The sequence below is a fragment of the Lelliottia sp. CFBP8978 genome (assembly GCF_034046055.2).
GTDB lineage: Bacteria > Pseudomonadota > Gammaproteobacteria > Enterobacterales > Enterobacteriaceae > Enterobacter.
In genome coordinates, this window is sequence record NZ_CM188253.1 from 1149532 (window position 1) to 1169255 (window position 19724).

17 protein-coding genes and 1 tRNA gene are annotated in these 19724 nt (G+C 49.9%); 11 read left to right on the forward strand and 7 right to left on the reverse strand.

Features of this window, described 5'->3' with window-relative positions; all coding sequences use genetic code 11:
- The first annotated feature begins 44 nt into the window (after positions 1-44).
- A complete protein-coding gene (locus tag SOM82_RS05335) occupies positions 45-2690 on the forward strand; it encodes an FKBP-type peptidyl-prolyl cis-trans isomerase (protein WP_320460129.1) in 2646 nt (881 codons plus the stop codon).
- A 41-nt stretch (positions 2691-2731) separates the two neighbouring features.
- On the opposite strand, the gene malI is transcribed toward SOM82_RS05335, so the two are convergent.
- The 4 genes from malI to folD form a co-directional block, all read right to left on the reverse strand.
- On the reverse strand, positions 2732-3748 hold the full coding sequence (malI, locus tag SOM82_RS05340; RefSeq protein WP_320460128.1) for a Mal regulon transcriptional regulator MalI: 1017 nt from the start codon (positions 3746-3748) through the stop codon (positions 2732-2734).
- Positions 3749-3831: 83 nt separating this feature from the next.
- Positions 3832-5331 (reverse strand): PTS transporter subunit EIIC, encoded by a 1500-nt coding sequence (locus SOM82_RS05345; RefSeq protein WP_154126552.1) that lies wholly within the window; start codon positions 5329-5331, stop codon positions 3832-3834.
- Between the two features lie 258 nt (positions 5332-5589).
- Positions 5590-5802, reverse strand: coding sequence for a ribosome-associated protein YbcJ (ybcJ, locus tag SOM82_RS05350; RefSeq protein ID WP_023334767.1), 213 nt, complete (start codon positions 5800-5802; stop codon positions 5590-5592).
- A 1-nt stretch (position 5803) separates the two neighbouring features.
- The gene (folD, locus tag SOM82_RS05355; protein WP_320460127.1) at positions 5804-6670 is read right to left on the reverse strand and encodes a bifunctional methylenetetrahydrofolate dehydrogenase/methenyltetrahydrofolate cyclohydrolase FolD; all 867 of its coding nucleotides are present in this window, start codon (positions 6668-6670) and stop codon (positions 5804-5806) included.
- 316 nt (positions 6671-6986) lie between these two features.
- On the opposite strand from folD, the gene fimA reads away from it, so the two are divergent.
- The 6 genes from fimA (at position 6987) to sfmF (ending at position 13014) form a co-directional block, all read left to right on the forward strand.
- Positions 6987-7550, forward strand: coding sequence for a type 1 fimbrial major subunit FimA (gene fimA / locus SOM82_RS05360; protein ID WP_320460126.1), 564 nt, complete (start codon positions 6987-6989; stop codon positions 7548-7550).
- Positions 7551-7616: 66 nt separating this feature from the next.
- Entirely contained in the window at positions 7617-8162 is a 546-nt protein-coding gene (fimI, locus tag SOM82_RS05365) for a type 1 fimbrial protein subunit FimI (RefSeq protein WP_154126555.1), read from the forward strand.
- Between the two features lie 43 nt (positions 8163-8205).
- Positions 8206-8898 (forward strand): type 1 fimbria chaperone FimC, encoded by a 693-nt coding sequence (fimC, locus tag SOM82_RS05370; RefSeq protein ID WP_320460125.1) that lies wholly within the window; start codon positions 8206-8208, stop codon positions 8896-8898.
- 14 nt (positions 8899-8912) lie between these two features.
- A complete protein-coding gene (locus SOM82_RS05375; RefSeq protein ID WP_320460124.1) occupies positions 8913-11483 on the forward strand; it encodes a fimbrial biogenesis usher protein in 2571 nt (856 codons plus the stop codon).
- A gap of 28 nt (positions 11484-11511) precedes the next feature.
- Complete coding sequence (fimH, locus tag SOM82_RS05380) at positions 11512-12480, forward strand: type 1 fimbria D-mannose specific adhesin FimH (RefSeq protein WP_501083564.1); 969 nt, start codon at positions 11512-11514, stop codon at positions 12478-12480.
- A gap of 36 nt (positions 12481-12516) precedes the next feature.
- Positions 12517-13014, forward strand: a complete 498-nt coding sequence (gene sfmF, locus SOM82_RS05385; RefSeq protein WP_501083565.1) for a fimbria assembly protein — start codon at positions 12517-12519, stop codon at positions 13012-13014.
- A gap of 51 nt (positions 13015-13065) precedes the next feature.
- On the opposite strand, the gene fimZ is transcribed toward sfmF, so the two are convergent.
- The 3 genes from fimZ to SOM82_RS05400 all read right to left on the reverse strand — a co-directional run bounded on the left by fimZ (position 13066) and on the right by SOM82_RS05400 (position 15960).
- The gene (gene fimZ, locus SOM82_RS05390) at positions 13066-13698 is read right to left on the reverse strand and encodes a fimbria biosynthesis transcriptional regulator FimZ (protein ID WP_320460121.1); all 633 of its coding nucleotides are present in this window, start codon (positions 13696-13698) and stop codon (positions 13066-13068) included.
- A gap of 788 nt (positions 13699-14486) precedes the next feature.
- Positions 14487-15212 (reverse strand): helix-turn-helix transcriptional regulator, encoded by a 726-nt coding sequence (locus tag SOM82_RS05395; protein ID WP_320460120.1) that lies wholly within the window; start codon positions 15210-15212, stop codon positions 14487-14489.
- Positions 15213-15222: 10 nt separating this feature from the next.
- Positions 15223-15960 (reverse strand): EAL domain-containing protein, encoded by a 738-nt coding sequence (locus tag SOM82_RS05400; protein ID WP_320460119.1) that lies wholly within the window; start codon positions 15958-15960, stop codon positions 15223-15225.
- 283 nt (positions 15961-16243) lie between these two features.
- Between SOM82_RS05400 and SOM82_RS05405 the strand changes: the two genes are divergently transcribed.
- The 4 genes from SOM82_RS05405 to SOM82_RS05420 all read left to right on the forward strand — a co-directional run bounded on the left by SOM82_RS05405 (position 16244) and on the right by SOM82_RS05420 (position 19402).
- Positions 16244-16320: transfer RNA gene (locus SOM82_RS05405), tRNA-Arg, on the forward strand.
- 235 nt (positions 16321-16555) lie between these two features.
- A complete protein-coding gene (locus tag SOM82_RS05410) occupies positions 16556-17863 on the forward strand; it encodes an Mce/MlaD family protein (protein WP_320460118.1) in 1308 nt (435 codons plus the stop codon).
- A gap of 7 nt (positions 17864-17870) precedes the next feature.
- Positions 17871-18551, forward strand: coding sequence for an OmpA/MotB family protein (locus tag SOM82_RS05415; protein ID WP_320460117.1), 681 nt, complete (start codon positions 17871-17873; stop codon positions 18549-18551).
- Positions 18548-19402, forward strand: coding sequence for an HNH endonuclease (locus SOM82_RS05420; RefSeq protein ID WP_320460116.1), 855 nt, complete (start codon positions 18548-18550; stop codon positions 19400-19402). The genes SOM82_RS05415 and SOM82_RS05420 overlap by 4 nt, the downstream gene beginning before the upstream one ends.
- Positions 19403-19724 lie beyond the last annotated feature (322 nt).

Consider the following 19724-nt stretch of genomic DNA (forward strand, 5'->3'; position numbering starts at 1 on the left):
CGAAGCCGCTTGTTTTCTCACTTCCCATTTTGCTGAGCTGCATCGTGGCTCAGCAAACCCAAGCAAGCGACACTTCTGAAGCGGTAAAATCGCTTGATACGATCACGTCTCAGTCCAGCGAAATACCATCGTTACTGCTTGATAAGCCGATTTCACTTCCTGATGCTGAGATCGTCGCTTCGCCTAAGCCAAAACTTAAACCCATGCACAAAAGTGCAGGGTATCGCTTGCAGACCTCGCAGGCGCAAATGGATACGATGAATGCCCAGCTGTCGGCTCTGAAAGCTGAGCAGGAAAAGAAGATCGCCGAGCTAACGAAACAGTACGCCTCTACTCAGGATGCCAGTGCTAAGGCACTTGCAGCGCAGCAGCAACAGTTCACTGATAACGAGAAACAATTGGCTGACCTGCAAACAAAATTGCAGACCGTGACGAAACAGCTAACAAGCGCAAACAAACGAATAGCAGAATTAACGGTTACGCATGTTGGTGAAGGTGAAGAAGCCGCACAACTGAGGACGTTACTGTCGGACAGTGAAAATCATGCTGCCGAACTGACGAAAAAAATTGCCCTGCTCACCGCGCAGCAGCAAAAACTGACCGACAGTCAGAAACAACTCGCTGAACTTCAAACCAAATGGCAGGCCACGCAGCAGCAGCTTGAAAAAGCGAATAAGCAGATTGCCGATCTGTCCGCCACCCGTCAGGATGAGAGCGACGAAACGGTCGAGCTGAAGCAGTCTCTGTCTGAAAGTCAGACTCAGGTTGATGCATTGACCAAGAAAAATATCGCGCTGACGGCGCAACAGCAAAAGCTTAATGACAGCCAGAAGCAGCTGGTAGAGCTGCAGACAAAATGGCAGGCAACGGTGCAGCAGCTTGAAAAAGCAAACAAGCAGATCGCCGATCTGTCTACCACTCGTCAGGATGAGGGCGAGCAAACGATCAAGCTTAAGAAATCGCTGTCTGACGGTCAGAGCCAAATTGATACGCTCACCAAAAAAATTGCCCTGCTCACCGCGCAGCAGCAAAAGCTGACCGACAGTCAGAAACAACTCGCTGAATTGCAAACCAAATGGCAAAGCACCACGCAGCAGCTTGAAAAAGCGAATAAGCAGATCGCCGATCTGTCCGCTACTCGTCAGGATGAGAGTGAAGACGCGATCAAACTGAAGCAGTCGCTGTCTGAAAGCCAGAGTCAGGTTGATGCGCTGACGAAGAAAAATATCGCGCTGACGGCGCAACAGCAAAAGCTTAATGACAGCCAGAAGCAACTGGTGGAGCTGCAAACGAAATCGCAGGTCACGGCGCAGCAGTTAGAAAAAGCAAACAGGCAAATTGCCGACCTGTCCGCCACCCGTCTGGATGAGGGCGAGGAAGCGACCAGATTGAAGCAGTCATTGTCTGAAAGCCAGAGCCAGGTTGATGCGCTAACGAAGAAAAATGTCGCACTGACGGCACAGCAGCAAAAGCTTAACGACAGCCAGAAACAGCTGGTGGAGCTGCAAACGAAATCGCAGGTCACGGCGCAGCAGCTTGAAAAAGCAAATAAACAGATCGCCGAACTGTCCGCAGCCCGTCTGGATGACGGCCAGGAAGCTCTGCAGTTGAAGCAGTCGTTGTCGGACAGTCAGGGTGAGATTGATGCGCTGACGAAGAAAAATACCGAGTTTAATAAAGCGCAACAGCAAAAGCTGACCGACAGTCAGAAACAACTGGCTGAACTGCAAACGAAATCGCAGGTTACGGCGCAGCAGCTTGAAAAAGCGAACAAACAGATCGCCGAACTGTCGGCCGCTCGTCTGGATGATGGTCAAGAAACGGTACAGCTGAAGCAGTCGTTGTCTGACAGTCAGAACGAGACCGCCGCTCTGACGAAAAAAATGGCAGCCATGACAGCTGAACAAGATGCAAAAGCGAAAGAGCTTGCAGTAGCGAAGAAAGCGCTTGATGCCAGTAATGAGAAAAATAGCGATCTGGAGACAAAATGGCAGGAAACCACCGCTAAGCTGGATGCACAAACGAAGCAAATGGCTTCGCTTCATAGCGCGCCAGAAACACCTGCTCCGGCAAGTAAAGAAGATATCCGGGCATATGCACTTGGCGCATTTTGGGGCCATGATGTGCTGAATGCGATGAAAAAGGTGGAGAGCGATGGTTTCAAAATTTCTCAGCCTCAGGTCATCAGCGGTGTCACGGATATGATGAGCGGGAAATTCAAAATTCCTAAAGAGAAAATGCTGGCAGAACTGCAGGAAATGGATGCCAGCGTTTCGGGTAAAACCAGTCAGCCAGCAGCGCCGTCAGTTAATTCCAGTGATGACTATATCGCTAAATACAGTAAAAAACCTGGCGTCAAAAAAGCTGAAATGGGTTACTACTATCGCATCACGGAAAAAGGTCGTGGAGCGATTAAAGCCAGCGATGTCGTGGGGATTGAAGTGACCGAAAAGCTGACAAACGGCACGGTAATCAAAGATATGAGCAAATCTGGCCGCGTGCTGGTCTTGCCACTGGAGAGATTCCCGCCGCTGTTTAAAACGGCAATCAGCAAGATGAATGACCAGGGCAAAATGCAAATGGTTGTTCCGCCAGAACTTGCCTACGGTGAGCAGGGGAGTCCACCTAAAATTCCACCGAATTCCACGATGATTTATGATGTGAAAGTCGTGAGTATTAATCCAAAGTAAATAAACAAAGCGCCCGACATGTTCGGGCGTTTTTTTATGATTCAGGCCGACTCTCGTCCAATCAACTGCCCGGAAAGTGTGATGCGTTGCGTTTGCAACTCTGGCTCTTTCAGTTTGCGGATCATCAACCCTGCGGCCTGGCGGCCCGTCTCTTCACTGGCTGATGAAACGTAGGTGAACGACGGGGAGGTGAGATTCACATGCAGCATATCTTCAAATCCCACCAGTGCGACCTGTTGCGTCAGAAACACATCTTTGCCGACGGTACGCCCAACCTGATGAATGCCGGAAATTGAACCAATCATCGCGTCGGGTGAATGGCATAGAAGTGCGGTAATGGTGTTGTTTTTTTCCAGCAACTGGCGAGTGATGACGCCCGCGGCCTGAGTATCGTCACTGCATACGGGGGCCGATTCCTCACGATTCACCAGCCCGTATTGTGTCATCGCGCTGCGAAATCCCAGCAGACGTTGTTCCCGGATGAGGCATCCGTCCCGTCCACCGATATAGGCAATGTTACGATGGCCCCGCTCAATAAGATAACGGGTAGCGAGATTGGCCGCCTGGCGATTATCGCGCATCACCAGGTTGCAGGGATCATTCACTAAGGACTGTGAAACAACCACCAGGGGCAGGGGGCACTCACGAATCTGTTTTGGCAGAGTGGATGCCCGCGTATCCGACGCCAGATAAATCACACCGGCCACGCCCTGTTGTTTAAACGAAAGCAGGCAGCGCTCAAGATGTTCGTGATCGTTAAGCGGCTGCCCGAGAAAAACCATATAGCCTTGCTTTTCCAGCTCCTGAACGATGCTTGCCATCACTTTGATCGAAAAGCTGTCGCTGAAATCGCGCAGGATCAGACCGATAAGATTGGAGGTGTTGGCGCGAAGGTTGGCAGCGGCGATGTTATGAATATAGCCAAGCGTCGTGATGGCAGCGTGGACCTTCTCAATCGTTGCCTCTGAGATTTTCCCTTTCTGGCGCAGAACCAGCGAGACGGTCGAAACCGATACACCAGCGTGTTTTGCCACATCAATGATGCTGACTTTCTTCAAAACCGCTCCCTGAAATTTTCGAATATCAGCCTGATAAAACAACGTCTCCCAGACTACAGGAGACGTGTTGGTCAGGCATCTTATTATTTACCGATCATCGTGGACATGGTTTGGGCAATAAATTGTGCTCTGGCACCAAAAATCACCTGAATGCCGTTATCGCCGACAAACACCACGCCGCGTGCGCCCAGACCATTCAGCCCATCCTTATCAACCGCATCACTACTGGCCACTTCCAGACGCAAACGAGTAATGCAGGAACCCACCGAGTCGATATTTTTTGCGCCACCCAGCAGGCCGATAATTTCGGTCGCAATTTCGGTGTCGGTTTTATCATCCGTCGTAGCGGTCACTTCTGTACGGCCCGGGGTTTTGACATCAAAACGACGGATCACATAGCGGAAGGTGAAGTAGTAAATCAGCGCCATCGGAATGCCAATGATAACGGCATTGAGGAAGTTCGTCTGATAGCCATTGAACGAAGGCAGAATACCGAACGAAAGGTAGTCGATAAAACCGGCAGAGAAGGACTTGGCGATGTGCGCATGAAGCAGATACATCGTCATATACGCCAGGCCAGCCATAATGGCGTTAAAGACATACAGGATTGGCGCGACAAAAATAAAGGTGAACTCTACTGGCTCAGTAATGCCCGTCAGGAAGCAGGTTAATGCCGCTGAGAACAGAATACCGGAGGCGATTTTTTTGTTTTTGGTATGTGCTTCGTGGTACATCGCCAGACAGGCAGCGGGCAGTGCAAACAGCATCAGCGGGAACTCGCCCTGCATGAATTTGCCGGCATTCTGGTAGGTATCGCTGCTGAAGGATTTCGTCCCTTCTTCCAGCATTTTAAACCAGATAGTCTGGTCGCCGTGGATGACCTGGCCCGCCTGAGTGGTGTAATCCCCGAACGAATACCAGAACGAGGGATACCAGATATGGTGCAGTCCGAGTGGGATTAGCGCACGCTCGACCAGTCCGAAGATAAAGGTCGAGGCTGCCTGATTGTCACCATTGACGATGACCGACAACGCATCAATACCGGACTGAATATGTTGCCAGATATAGGGCAACAGCAGGCCGAGAATAAATGACAGAAACGCAGTCGCAATCGCCACGAAACGCTTGCCCGAGAAGAAACCAAGGAATTCTGGTAACTGCAGGGTGTGAAAGCGGTTATAGCACCACGCGGCAAGAATACCGCAGATCAGGCCGCCAAAAACGCCCATTTGCAGCGTCGGGATACCGACGACCATTGCGTATTTACCGCCCTGTGAGGCCATTTCCGGCGTAATGCTCAGCACGGTTCCTATCGTGATGTTGGTGACAAAAACCGACACCGCCGCAGACAGCGCTGCGATCCCGGATTCCGATGCCAGTCCTACGGCAGAACCGATGGCGAAGAGCATCGGCAGGTTATCAAAGATAACCCCGCCCGCATTCATCATCAGTGGCATATGGAATTTATCACCGAAGGCCAAAAGCAGGCCTGCAGCAGGAAGCAGTGAAATTGGCAACATTAACGCGCGGCCAATCATTGACAACTTTGACAACGATTTAACAAACCCTGATATCAGACTCATGCTGATTTCCCCCGAGAAGCGCTTTTATTGGCGCTGTTATTGTAAGTAGAACGTTTTAGTAGAACGTTCTACTTATCGTGAGAGAAGCCAGAAATCTGTGCAACTTAATTTTCACATTTCAACAAACGAAATAGTGATTCTTTGAAGTTGATCGAGAATTAACCGTTATGGATTTGGGGGATTTGCGGGGAGGGGGCTGGATTTATGCCGATCTATTGTTTGTGCCCGGCAGTTAAGCACCGCCGGGCATCAGGCGACTCAGGCTGTAACCGTCACGCTCTGACCTTCAAAACTGACCGTCTGGCCTGCAACAATCTTGCATCGCTTACGGGTTTCAACCACGCCATCAACTTTCACCAGACCATCGGCAATCACGATTTTGGCCTGAGCGCCGCTTTCGCTCCAGCCTTCCAGCTTCAGCAGATCGCACAGCTCTACGTGCGGGTGTTTACCTAATGAAAATGTTGCCATCTTACGCTTCCTCTACGTCGTGATACTCTTCGCATGCCTGCAAAGTATTCTGAATCAGGGTGGCGACGGTCATCGGACCCACGCCACCCGGTACTGGGGTGATATAGGACGCGCGGGCGGCGGCATCCTCGTAAACCACATCGCCCACCACTTTGCCGCTTTCCAGACGGTTAATCCCGACATCCACCACAATTGCGCCTTCTTTAATCCACTCGCCCGGAATAAAGCCAGGTTTGCCGACGGCAACGATCAGCAGATCGGCATTTTCGACATGATGGCGCAGATTTTTGGTGAAACGGTGGGTCACAGTCGTTGTGCAACCGGCCAACAGCAACTCCATGCTCATTGGACGCCCCACAATATTGGACGCGCCAATCACCACGGCATTCAGACCATAGGTATCAATATTATAGCGCTCAAGCAGCGTGACAATGCCGCGTGGGGTGCACGGACGCAAACGCGGCGCGCGCTGGCACAGGCGTCCGACGTTATACGGATGGAAGCCGTCCACGTCTTTATCAGGGGCAATACGTTCCAGTACTTTCACATTGTCGATGCCCGCAGGCAGCGGGAGCTGGACCAGAATACCGTCAATGGTCTTATCGGCATTAAGTGTGTCGATAAGCTCCAGCAGTTCGGCTTCGCTGGTGGTTTCCGGCAGATCGTAAGAACGCGAGACGAATCCCACCTCTTCACACGCTTTGCGTTTACTGCCGACATAAATTTGCGATGCCGGGTTGCTGCCAACCAGCACAACAGCCAATCCTGGAGCGCGTTTTCCGGCGGCTGTACGCGCCTTCACTTTTTCCGCGACCTCAGAGCGTACCTGCTGCGCAATCGTTTTACCGTCAATAATTTGTGCTGCCATCAGAGAGAGGATTCCGTCTGTAACGTTTGAAAGGGGGATTGCCTGTATTTTGTCAGAAGCGGGCGCTGCTGTCAGTCATCCATTGCGAGATTTCCATGATCACGCTTCGCTCGCGGCCATAGACCCCGGGTGTAGAGTGGGGTTTTCCTAAAGGGAATTAGGATGAAGCCAGGATGAATCGCAGTGTTTTGACCTGTTGCGATCGCTGTCGGTACGCTACTTTGTTTCCTCCAGAATAAACTTTCAATTATGCAATTGAATGTATTTTTATTCCCGCTCAACACGGGAAGGGCTTTTTACATCTAAAGGAACAGATATGAAACTTAGCAATATTGCTTCCACCGTTATTGCTTCGCTGGTATTGGTTGCAGGCGCGGCACATGCAGAAGATCCAGCCACACCCGTTTCCGTTAATGGCGGTAATGTGCATTTTAAAGGTGAATTAGTTAACGCTGCGTGCGCGGTGAATACTGAGTCCGCCGACCAGATCGTTAATCTCGGCCAATATCGTACGGCTAAATTTACCAAAGTTGGCGATACCACCGCGAATATTCCATTCAATATCGAACTGAATGATTGCGATCCGGAAGTGGCAGCAACCGCTTCTGTTGCTTTCACCGGTCAGATCGATCCGACGGACAAAACCCTGTTGGCGGTCACTTCAGGCAGCAACGATAACGCAGCAAAAGGCGTTGGTATCGAGATCCTCGACAGCACGTCCGCCACCCTGACACCAGACGGAGCGACATTCTCCGCGGCTAAAGCGCTGATCGAAGGCACCAACACCCTGAACTTCACCGCGCGCTACAAAGCCACTGCGGCGACCACCGAGCCTGGTCAGGCAAATGCGGATGCAACCTTCGTAATGAAATACGAATAAACCGTCTTTTCAGGGAAGATCCGGCCTCACGGAGGAGGCCTGTTTTACGCAAATTGAGGGCTAAGGATGACCAGCAAAGGGCTCTTTTCTCTGCTGATATTGGCCATCACGCTGCCCGTGGCGGCGCACACGGTGGTCGTGGATGGCGGACAAGTCCGTATCAGAGGCGAGCTGGTTAACGGTGGGTGTGCAGTAGCGCCTGAAAGCCAAAATCTGCGCGTCGATATGGGGCAATATCGGACAAACTCGTTTGCTGGCGTGGGCAGTTTTTCGACGGTCGATGTGCCCTTTACCTTGCGGCTGGTGGATTGCAGCGCCGATGTCTCGAACTCAGTGGGCATCATGTTTCAGGGGGTGACGCCCGCAGAAGATCCGCAGGTTTTTCTGGCGACATCCCGGCCGGGCGAAAGCCGAGTGAGCAGCGGTATCGGACTGGCATTATTTGACGATCGGCAGCGGCAGATAATTCCCAACGCAACGACCAGTAACGTGCAGCAGATAGATGTCAGTGAGCTGACCTTCCATTATAGCGCCCGCTATCGCGCTATTTCTGAACACCTTGTACCAGGCAATATTCAGTCGGATGTCTGGTTTACGCTGATTTATCCATAACGGTGTACTCGCCTGCAAACATATTATTAAAGGTATTGTTGTGATGAACTCCCTAATTAAACCAGGACTGATTATTTCGCTTATTTTAATGCTGTTCTCCTTGCCCGTGAAAGCCTCCGGCGGGATAGCATTAGGCGCTACGCGTGTTATTTATCCGGCAGATGCCAAACAGACTTCACTCGCCATTACCAACACCAATAAAAAAGAACGATATTTAATAAATGCGTGGATCGAAAACGATCGTGGCCAAAAAGAAAAAACCTTTGCTGTCACGCCGCCACTTTTTGTCAGTGAACCGGACAGCGAAAACACCTTGCGTATTATTTACGCGGGGCCCGCTCTGGCGAGCGATCGCGAATCGCTCTTTTTCATGAATGTGAAGGCGATTCCGTCAATCAATAAAGAGGATCATGAGGGCAACAATGTCCTTCAGTTGGCGATCCTCTCGCGCATCAAACTCTTTGTTCGGCCTAAGAATTTGTCGATGCAGCCGGAAGATGCTATCTCGCATCTGCGCTTTGAGCGTGCCGGAAACCATCTGAAAGTGAGCAATGCGTCCCCGTATTACATCTCTTTAGTCAACCTCTACCTGGGCGGTAAGAAGCTGGAAAACCTGATGGTGGCACCGAAAAGTTCGGCGCAGCAGGCCCTTCCGGCTGGCGCCAACGGCACACTGTCCTGGCAGAGTGTAAATGACTACGGTGCAATCACTCCGGCGCGTCGCGCCAGCCTTTGAGCAGAGTCAGTGTAATGAACAATCCACGGTGGCGTTACCGCCCGTGTGCACTGGCGGTATTAGTGATGCTGTGCTCGGATACCGCATGGAGTGAAAGCTATTTCAACCCCGGTTTTTTGTCTGAGGACACCGAGGGCGTGGCGGATCTGTCGCGCTTTGAGCAAGGGCATCAGCAGGCCCCCGGCAGTTATCGCGTGGATATCTGGCGTAACGAAGAGTTTATCGGTACGCAGGATGTTCGCTTTGAGGCGGCAGAAGAGACGACGCCTCCGGCTGCGGGTGGGCTTTCTCCCTGTATCACCCGCGCGATGCTGGATCGTTTTGGCGTCAATATTGCCGCATTCCCGGAACTGACAAAAGTCACAGAAGAAACCTGCATTTCTCTTGAGAAGGCGATCCCCGGCAGTGAAGTCGGGTTTAGTTTTGCCGCACTCCGTCTGAACATCAGCCTGCCGCAGGTAGCGATGCAAAACAGTGCGCGCGGCTATATCCCACCGGATCAGTGGGATGAAGGCATTTCCGCCATGCTGTTGAACTACAGCTTCACCGGTAACCACGGTAATGACGATGACAATAGCTACTATCTCAATCTGCAGTCGGGTCTGAACTATGGCGCCTGGCGTTTGCGTAACAACGGCGCATGGCGCTACACGCAGAGTCAGGGGCAAAAAAGTCATCGTGAATGGCAGAATATCGGCACCTGGGCGCAGCGCACGGTGATTCCCCTGAAAAGTGAGCTGGTCCTGGGTGACAGCAATACCGGTAATGACGTGTTCGACAGCCTCGGGTTTCGCGGGGCACGGCTGTACTCGTCAGACAACATGTACCCGGATAGCATGCAGGGCTATGCACCAACGGTGCGCGGTATCGCCCGAACGCCTGCGAAAGTGGTGATCCGCCAGAACGGATACGTCATTTATCAGAGCTACGTCCAGGCGGGCGCATTTGCCATCAGCGATCTGAACCCCACCTCGTCGAGCGGTGACCTTGAGGTCACAGTTGAAGAGAAAGACGGGAGTACGCAGCGCTATACCGTACCGTATTCTACCGTTCCTCTTTTACAGCGTGAAGGGCGCCTGAAGTATGACCTCGTCGCAGGGGATTACCGCAGCGGCAACCGCGACCAGGAGACGCCGTTCTTCTCGCAGGGCACGCTGATTGCGGGGCTGGCCAATGGTTACACGCTGTACGGTGGTACTCAGCTGGCTTCGCGCTATGCCGCGCTTGCTATCGGGACGGGTAAAAATCTGGGTGACTGGGGAGCCGTGTCTCTTGATTTAACTCATGCGCGCAGCCAGCTTGCTGATGACAGCCGTCACGAAGGGCAATCCCTGCGTTTTCTTTATGCTAAGTCACTGAACGGCTTCGGCACCAATTTCCAGCTGCTGGGCTATCGCTACTCGACAAAAGGGTTCTATACCCTCGATGACGTGGCATGGAAATCAATGGAAGGCTACGAGTACAGCGATGAGCAGGACGAGAACGGTGTGCCGGATGTGCAGAGCTATCACAACCTGACGTGGAATAAGAAAGGGCGTTTTCAGGTGAACATTTCCCAGTCTCTGGGGGATTACGGTTCGCTTTATCTTTCTGGCAGCGAACAAACGTACTGGGGAACCAGTGATTCCAGCGTCTGGTATCAGCTGGGTTACGCCGGAGGTGTGCAGGGCGTGAGTTATTCCGTCTCCTGGTCGTGGAACCAGGCGGTGGGAATTAGCGGCACCGATAAAATTGCCTCGTTTAACGTCTCCATTCCGTTCAGCCTGTTTACCCGCCACGGTTATCGCCGCGACAGCGCACTGGATCGCGCCTATGCCACGGCGTCGGCCAGTCGCAACAGCGATGGTCAAAATAGCTGGCAGACCGGGATTAGCGGCACGCTGCTGGAGGATCGCAATCTGACCTACAGCGTGACTCAGGGACATAACAGCAGTAACGGCGGGAGCGGTAGCGCCAGCGCTAACTGGCAGGCGACCTATGGCACATTTGGTGGCGGATACAACTACTCCCGCGATCAGCATGACCTGAACTGGCAAATGTCAGGCGGTGTCGTGGGCCATGCGGATGGCGTGACCTTCAGTCAGCCTCTTGGCGACACTAACGTACTGATTAAAGCGCCGGGCGCTTCCGGCGTGAGCGTGGAGAACCAGACCGGCGTCAAAACTGACTGGCGCGGCTATGCCGTGATGCCTTATGCCACGGTTTACCGTTACAACCGCGTGGCGCTGGATACCAACACCATGAATAACAATACCGACATCGAAAACAACGTCAGCAGTGTGGTACCAACCCACGGTGCGCTGGTGCGTGCGAGCTTTGACACGCGGATTGGCGTTCGCGCGCTGCTGACGGTAATGCGCGCAGGTAAACCTGTGCCGTTTGGTGCCGTCGTACGTGAAACGCAGAGCGGTGTCACCAGCATGGTTGGCGATGACGGTCAAATCTACCTGAGCGGGTTACCGCTGAAAGGGGAGTTGTTGATTCAATGGGGAAATAATTCGAGCGCCCAGTGCCGGGCATCCTACCGTCTGCCTGAAGAGAGCCTGCAACAGGCGATCACGCTTAAGGAGATTCGTTGTGATTAAGTTTCGATACCTGGCCACGGCACTGCTGATGCTGCCTGCGTCGCAAGCGCTGGCAACGGTTTGTGCGAATGAAAACGGCGTCCCCACCGACGTGTTCTACGATTTATCGGATACATTTAACAGTTCCAATAACCAGATTGGACAGATTGTCACCCTGGCTGAAAAGTCACAGTGGGTGGGGGTCTATGCGGTGTGCCCCAGAGGCACATCAGGCACGACGACGAAACGCAGTTACGTCACCGAGTTCCCGATAACCAGTACACAGGATAACTATAAGTATCTGAAGCTGAACGATTATCTCGATGGGGCAATGAAGATAACGGACAGCTACGCCGGTGTATTTTATCCACCGCAGAATTATATCCAGATGGGGAGCCATCCTAACGTTGCCAAAAATCAGCCTTTCCCGGTCAATGACTCGAATCTGGTGTTTCGCCTGAAGGTCACGCGGCGGTTTATTAATATGGTTGAGATCCCGCGCCAGACCATGTTTCGCGTCTATGTCACCACCACTTCATCGGATCCTCTCTCGACTCCCGTGTATACCATCAGCTATAGCGGAACCGTCCAGGTGCCGCAAAGCTGTGCGATTAACGCCGGTAAAGTGGTGGAATTCGATTTTGGCGATATCGGCGCTTCGCTTTTCAGCCAGGCCGGAGCCGGAAATCGCCCGCAAACCATCTCGCCCAAAACGCAGACGATAGCCATTAAGTGCACCAACGTGGAGGCCAATGCGTACCTCACGATGCGTGTCGAAGCCGAAAAGGTGTCCGGGAACGCACTGGTTTCCGATAACCCTGATTTGGGATTTGTCGTGGCCAATGCAAACGGATCGCCGCTAACGCCGAACAATCTCGCCAGTAAGATCCCCTTCCGTCTGGATGATAACGCCTCGGCGGTGGTCGGCATTAGCGCCTGGCCGGTGAGCATCACCGGAAAAAAACCGAGTGAAGGGCATTTCACCTCACGCGGTTATCTGCGCGTGGATTACGACTAAGGGGGAGTGATGCGAAAACGTATTTTACTTGCTGCAATGGCCATCAGCATGATGCCGGTGCAAAGCGTGCAGGCGTCTAACGCGCTGGGGGAAATCAACATTGAGCTGTACGGTAATATTGTCGATTTCACCTGCGTGGCGGAAGGAAGCGACAGCAACAAAACGGTGCCATTAGGCACCTGGCCGACCAAACAACTCAGCACGACGGGCAGCAGAACGCAGGCGGTTCCTTTTACCTTAAAACTGACAGGATGCCCGCCGGGCTCGGCATCGTTAACCTTTTCAGGAACGCTTGATACCGTTGATCCTGAGCTGCTCGCATTAAACAGCACCAGTCAGGCAAGCAATGTGGCGATAGAAATACGCGATCGGGACAAAACGCGTCTGCCTTTACAGCAGGCGAGTCAAAATGTGGAAGTAGACGAGCAAGGGAATGCAGAACTGACATTTTATGCGAATTACATTGCGACGAAGAATAATCCACAGCCGGGAAGTGCAGATGCGGACGCTACCTTTATGATTAATTATTATTGACGCTAACTGCACTCCCTGAAACTCGCCGGAGCGGCAGGGAGTGCTTTCAGATTAAAGCAATTCGTGTGCTTTAGCATAATCAATAAGTTCAACGATACTCTGCACGCCTAATTTTGAATAGATATTAGACTTATGCGCGCTAATTGTTTTGTTGCTAAGCAGTAATTGCTGGGCGATTTCTTTGTTGGATAATCCATTGGCAAGGAACCGTAATACGGTTACCTCTCGATTAGATAATGGCATATCGTCCATTGAGCCCCTGTGTGAACCCTGGTGATTAATAAAGCTCAACGTTTCATAAGGGAAGAACGAATATCCTGCGAGTAACATCTCCACGGCGTTATAGATATCACTCAGGTCTTTTCTTTTACTGACAAAACCATTTGCTCCGGCACGCATCGCACGTCCTGCATAGAAGGACTCTGATTTTGACGATAAAAACAGAACTTTTATTGATTCATTTAAGTTCTTGATTCTTTTGAGTATTGAAAATCCATCGGTCCCCGGTAGTTCGATGTCGAGGATGACCAGATCGATAGAGTAATTACGTATGTAGTCGAGGACCTCGTGGCTGTCCCTGGATTTCAGTTTAACCTCAACGTTTTTATTTTTCTGCAGCAAAACCTCTATCGACATTCTGACGATAGGGTGTTCGTCCATAATGATAACGGATGCTGGTTTCATTTTTATGCCTCAGGTTGTTAAAGCGCTAATGAATGCTGTGCCGTAGCGCCTGGTTAGCCGGAAGGATAATTCTTTAGATCCTTGTGCGGGGAATTTCCCTGGAAAGAGCGAAAGCATCCTTGTTTACGTTGTACAGAATAATGACCTCATTGCGATGGTTGAGTTTAAATTTCTTAGGTGAATTCAAGTATTTCTTATTCTCGTTTGGAACATGCTTATTATACCTTGTAAGGATTCTCCGAAAAGCCTGTAAATTATTTATCTGACATTCCTGTGTATAATCTTCTGGAGACGGAAAGCGTTTATTTTAAATTTAGGTTAATGAACCATCTATTCCGTTTAGCATGGTTTAACATATTCATGTAATTGCAAAAAATAATAGAAATCGCTCAATGTTAATATAATGTTATTTTTCTCTGGGGGTTTTGCCACGTCCTGTTGATGATTTCTGGAACAGATTTTCTGCCGTATTCCGCATTATATCTTCATTTGAAAGCGCTGCTCACCCTTTAGCAACGACTCTCACAGCAGTAGCAGGATCTCCTGTCCGCGAGCGCGACAATTTTAAGTGAACCACTGAATACACTCATTTTTACATCATTAGCATCTCGTTAATAGAACGCAGAAAAACTTAACGTCTGGAGGAAAATTCTGGTTACAGGAACATATCCAGAGATTAACGTGGTGAGAATGGGCAGATTGGGAATAGTTTTAATCTTTAATGAAATGTTAAATTGAAACAGAATTTTAATAATATCCTTAAGTAATTTCCTAAAGTTCTTTAGGAATTAATAAGTTATAGCGTGGGGATCCGACAGGCGATTGAGCAAATGAAGTAATTCCTGGCGATGACTTAATCCGAGTTTACTCAGGATCCGTCCAAGGCGGTAGATAATGCGGCTATAAGGGCGCTGGCATAACGCCGCTATGCTGCGCAATGACTCTCCCTGCGATAAATATTGCAGAACGGTCCACTCATCCCGGGAAAAATAATCATGCTGAGTCACGCCAGCCGTATCCGGGCGGATTAACGCCTTATGCAGAGTGTCTGCGCTAATCTGGCGTTCAACGACCTCGAAGGGACCGGTCGTCTTACAAAACAGCCGCGTGTCGTAGTCATCGGCGCGAATCAACAGGCTCACCGCCAAAAAAGGGGGGTAGAGCACCCACCGTCGTAGCGCGTTGAGCAGGTCCGTCAGCGGAGTGGCTCTGCTTTCAATATCGACAACCAGCCTGGCCGAAGGCCAATTTTCCAGCGCGCTGAATGCTGACTCAAGGGTATCGAATACACAGCAATGACTCACTGGTGCCGGGCTGTGCTGAATCCCGGCGTGCAGAAATTTGTCTCGGGTGACGAGAATAATGAAAGGAGTGTCGGTTTTACGTGGCTGGTTAATGGACTGACTCAGGTAGACAAGGCGATCAAAAAAAGGGGCACCGCAATGTGAAAATGAGAATCCCAGGGAATCGCTTCCTTTTCGACGACGCCGATAACGGCGTACTGTCATGCGCATAGCATCTCTCTCAGGCGCTAATCCTTCTGCCTTTAGCCCAGCCTATGGACGGCCAGTAAAATCCCTGACCGAATCCCGCTCCTGCCTGCAGCGCGTATTCTCGATCTCTGTGTGACTCAATACCCTCTATCAGAACATTGTCAGCCACCTGTTCGCACTGGCTGACTAACTGCGCCAGTGCGGGCGTCGCTCTTTTCCGCCAGAACGCCATTTTATCGATTTTGACGCCGCTCAAAGGTAAACGGCAGGGTAAAAACTGGTTGATCAACGTTTTATCTACGTCATCCAGCCAGAGACAACATCCGCGATCTGATAATTCCCACAGGTGCTGGGTTACGCGTTCGCGTAAGCGCGCAGGTAACAAAAAGAAAGAACCGGGGTCGACTATCTCGATATTCTGCCCCGGGGTTATCAACGGCAGAAATCGGGTAAAGGGTTCAGTTTCACTTAACATATTTATCGACAGATTGATGAAAAGGTTTTTACGCCAGGGCGTATTTTTTAAGGCCGCGAACTGCGCCTCCAGTAATCTAACGGACTGGTTTGCTGGCTGATGGTGAAAAAAAGCCTCACTTTGAGCAGGGCAGTCGAGCAGGCTCAGTAACTCCATGCCGATGATGGAGGATGAAGAGAGCGCAACAATGGGTTCGAGTTTAACGCCGACGATTTCACGCGATACGTTTTGTAAACGGGCTATGTCGCTTTCTGTTAACTCAGAAGTAAAAGGCGAAGCTGAAGTGTTCTTCACTGCACAATCCTGTGTCTTCCGGGCTCCTGGCGCCGGGATGCTACAGGCTAGTGTGATAGTGAAATGAAGGAGAAACTATCAGGCGTTACGTAAAGTGAACTAAGCCTTTTCGTAGTGACTGCCAGGGAAAGAAACTGCGGAAATGTTGAAAAAACAAGCGTATTAGCCGGAGAAGAAGGGGGCTAAGACCAGAACCCAGGCGATTACACTAAAAGGCATTGACTCACTTGCCATTGACCGTATAATTCCAGGCGTTTCACACCGCAAGTGCACTCTTCTCAGTGCGCCCTTAGCTCAGTTGGATAGAGCAACGGCCTTCTAAGCCGTAGGTCGTAGGTTCGAATCCTACAGGGCGTACCATTTTGAAGTAAACAGACGTCATCGACGTCTTTTTTTATGCCTGAAATTCAGCAGGTTGGCTGATTTTAGTGCGTCTAGACTCTCTCAGACTCTACTTATTATCCTGTTAAATTACACGATAACATAAACCCTACGAAAAACATGGAGTATCATGAGCTGCATTTTACCGCCTGTACGTAAAGTCAGGCACTTACACTCAAGTTAACGATCTAATAACCCGCAGCTTTTGATAACCATGAAAACAAAACTTTTGCTTCCACTGCTATTCATGCCCTGCGTGTCATATGCCGCCGTGGCTAATACGCTGAGTACCATAACATCTGATCCTGTCACTAACGGTTTTGTATTAGTTAATCTGGCTCTGACGATATTTTTCACATTCATTCGTTTCGACAGGTTCGCTACTGTTCATGGCCCGGAAATACTCACAACAGTTGGTATACTTGGATGCTTCACAGGGATTGCTACTTCGCTACTACATTTTGATTCTACCAACGTTGCAGAAAGCGTACCTCACTTGCTCGAAGGAGTGAAGACAGCGTTCCTCGCTTCGTTGAGTGGTGTTTTCGGTTCCCTGATTATTAGAGTAAGGCACTATTTCCAGAAAAAACCCATTCCTCAGAGTGTCGGTACACCCAAGGCTGCGACGTTGGATGACGTTGTTGCTGCCACGCAGGCGCTTCAGCAGAGTCTCGCAGGTAGCGAAGATAGTAGCCTTCTGACACAGCTCAAGTTAATGCGTCAGGAGCAAGTCGATGAATTGCGTACCTTGCGCAGCGCCTTTGATACGTTCTCTCAAAAAATGGCCGAGGACGGCTCCAAAGCTCTCATTGAAGCCCTGAAAGAAGTTATCAACGATTTTAATACGCAGATTAATGAGCAGTTTGGCGATAATTTTAAGCAACTGAATGCAAGTGTTGAAAAACTAGTCATCTGGCAGCAACAGTACAAGGATGAACTCGATACATTGCAGATTCTGCAAAAATCTTCTGCTGACGATCTCAGAGACGCTTCCCTGGGACTCGCGTCGTTTATCGGTCAAGCATCCAGTTTTGCCCAGACAGCCGAAGCGCTGGAAGATACTCTAAAGGGGTTGGCGCAGCAGCATCGGGAAATAGATCACTCTCAGCGATCCATGAGCGAAGTGTTGTCGCAAATGAAAGAGGTCACACCTCAGTTCTCGCGCAAAATTGACGAAATGACTGCATCTATGACGCACGGCGTCGCAAAACTTCAGGATAATGTGATTGATATTGTTAGAGATTTTGGTTCACAGGCACAATCTTTCTCCTCAGAAATGAAGCAGTCTCTGACCGAGGCACTCAGCAAGTCACAATCGGAAGTCAGTGCAGGTTTGACACAGTCGATGGACAAGATCCATCAGAGTGTTGTCGCTCTGGATACGGGGCTGCAGGAGGAACTGACAAAGAGCCTCGAAACCCTGGGACGACAGCTTGCATCACTTTCCGAAAAATTTGTTGCTGACTACACCCCTTTGACTGAACGCCTGAGAGAAGTTGTGCGAATCGCTTCCGCGATGTGAGAAGAATATGAATTTAGAACAGAGCAATCAATCTTATTGGATACCGCTTGCCGATCTCATGACGGGCTTAATGATGGTTTTTATGTTACTCACTGCCGCATTTATGCTGCGTGTTGAGCAGACGACAACGCTGGTTGTAAAAGAATACGAGGTAACAAAACGTGATATGCAACTGGCATTGCAAAAGGAATTTGCGAAAGATCTAAAACAATGGAATGCAGAGATTCTGGGCGACATGACGATCCGTTTTAATGATCCTTCAGTACTTTTTGCAACGGGCTCATCAGAATTGCGCCCCCGTTTCAGGCAGGTGCTTGGAGAGTTTTTCCCCCGCTATATAGCTCTGCTGACTTCAGATAAATATCGTACCGCTGTAAAAGAAATCCGAATTGAAGGACACACCAGCGCTTTCTGGAGCGGGGCTGAAAATGAAAAGGTGGCTTATTTCAGAAATATGGAACTCTCACAGGCCCGGACTCGTAGCACTCTCGAATACCTGATGTCGTTACCAAAGGTACAGGATGACGACAAATGGCTTGTGCAGCACGTTACTGCAAATGGGCTTTCTTCTTCCCATCCCCTTTCGCATGAAGTATCGCAGGCGGCAAACCAGCGTGTAGAGTTTCGTATCGTCACTAACGCCAGCGAGAAGATGGATCTTATTGCAGGGAAATTAACCAAAAAATGAGTTTTAAGTTACCTAATTTTTTACGCTGGTCGTCACTGGATACTTTGCGACAGAAGATGGGCGCCCCGCTGACGGATAACTTTGTACTGGTTCCGGTATATTCTGAAATATCCATTGTTGAACAATTGAATACTGGTGGTGTCGAAATTGATCTCGATGAAATTAGCGTTCATGACGATGGAACATTACTGTACCGTGGTTATCGAGGACTGCTCCATATTCGGGATATCACTTCAATTGCTGGAGAAATGAGGATGCCCAGATATCATCTGGCGTATTGTCAGACGCTTGAGAAGATGAAGAAAAATTCACGATTTGACCGGTACGTTGTTGCACAAACAAACACCGGTGAATTTAAAGTTAATTTAGTTGACCGAGATATAACATCCCGAAATGTAAGATTGAATGTGTGCCAAAACTGTCTCGACAGGATCCACTGGAAGGGTTTTAGCATCTTTGGGATGTCAAGGTCGGAACGACAAAATCGAGTTGACAATTTTTCACTACCTGAATTTTTTAGAGAATACCCCCGAGACCTCATCGGGATGAAACCCAAATATACATCGGGTACAGCGCCGCTCAATGACTACTCACAAAACTGGGCAAAATTATCGAAGGATATTAGGCAACAACGCGGACACCGATGTGAATCCTGCGAAGAGTCCTTCACAAAGGACGAATCCCGATTCCTTCATGTCCATCATCGTAATGGCCTGAAAAATGACAATAGAAGCGTAAATCTGGCAGTGCTTTGTATTGCTTGTCATGCAAAACAACCTGAGCATGGACATATTAAGGCTCATCCTGATTACAAACTATTTATGGCTCGCAATAAACGCCAGAAGGATTAAGCGCTTCCGCGTCAGACTGTCCAGTTTAGGTCGGCTCATCAGTGGATGTTTTACGATGCATTTTGAAATAACAGTGGACGTACTGTTGGGCTTTGCCATCATTTTGGTCATAAACATCCCTCTCATTTCTGAAAATCGCAATACCGCAACACCATAAATTTTGCGGGCAAACCTTCTCCCCCATCACATTTACCCATCAATAGCCCTGCACCCGCCAACAGGAAAGTTTTGTAAATTTAATCATTCCTGCCGATGGTTTGTGTTAGTAACATTTTGTTAGCAATCTTGATTATTTTTAAATCTAACTATAGTTAGCTTTGCT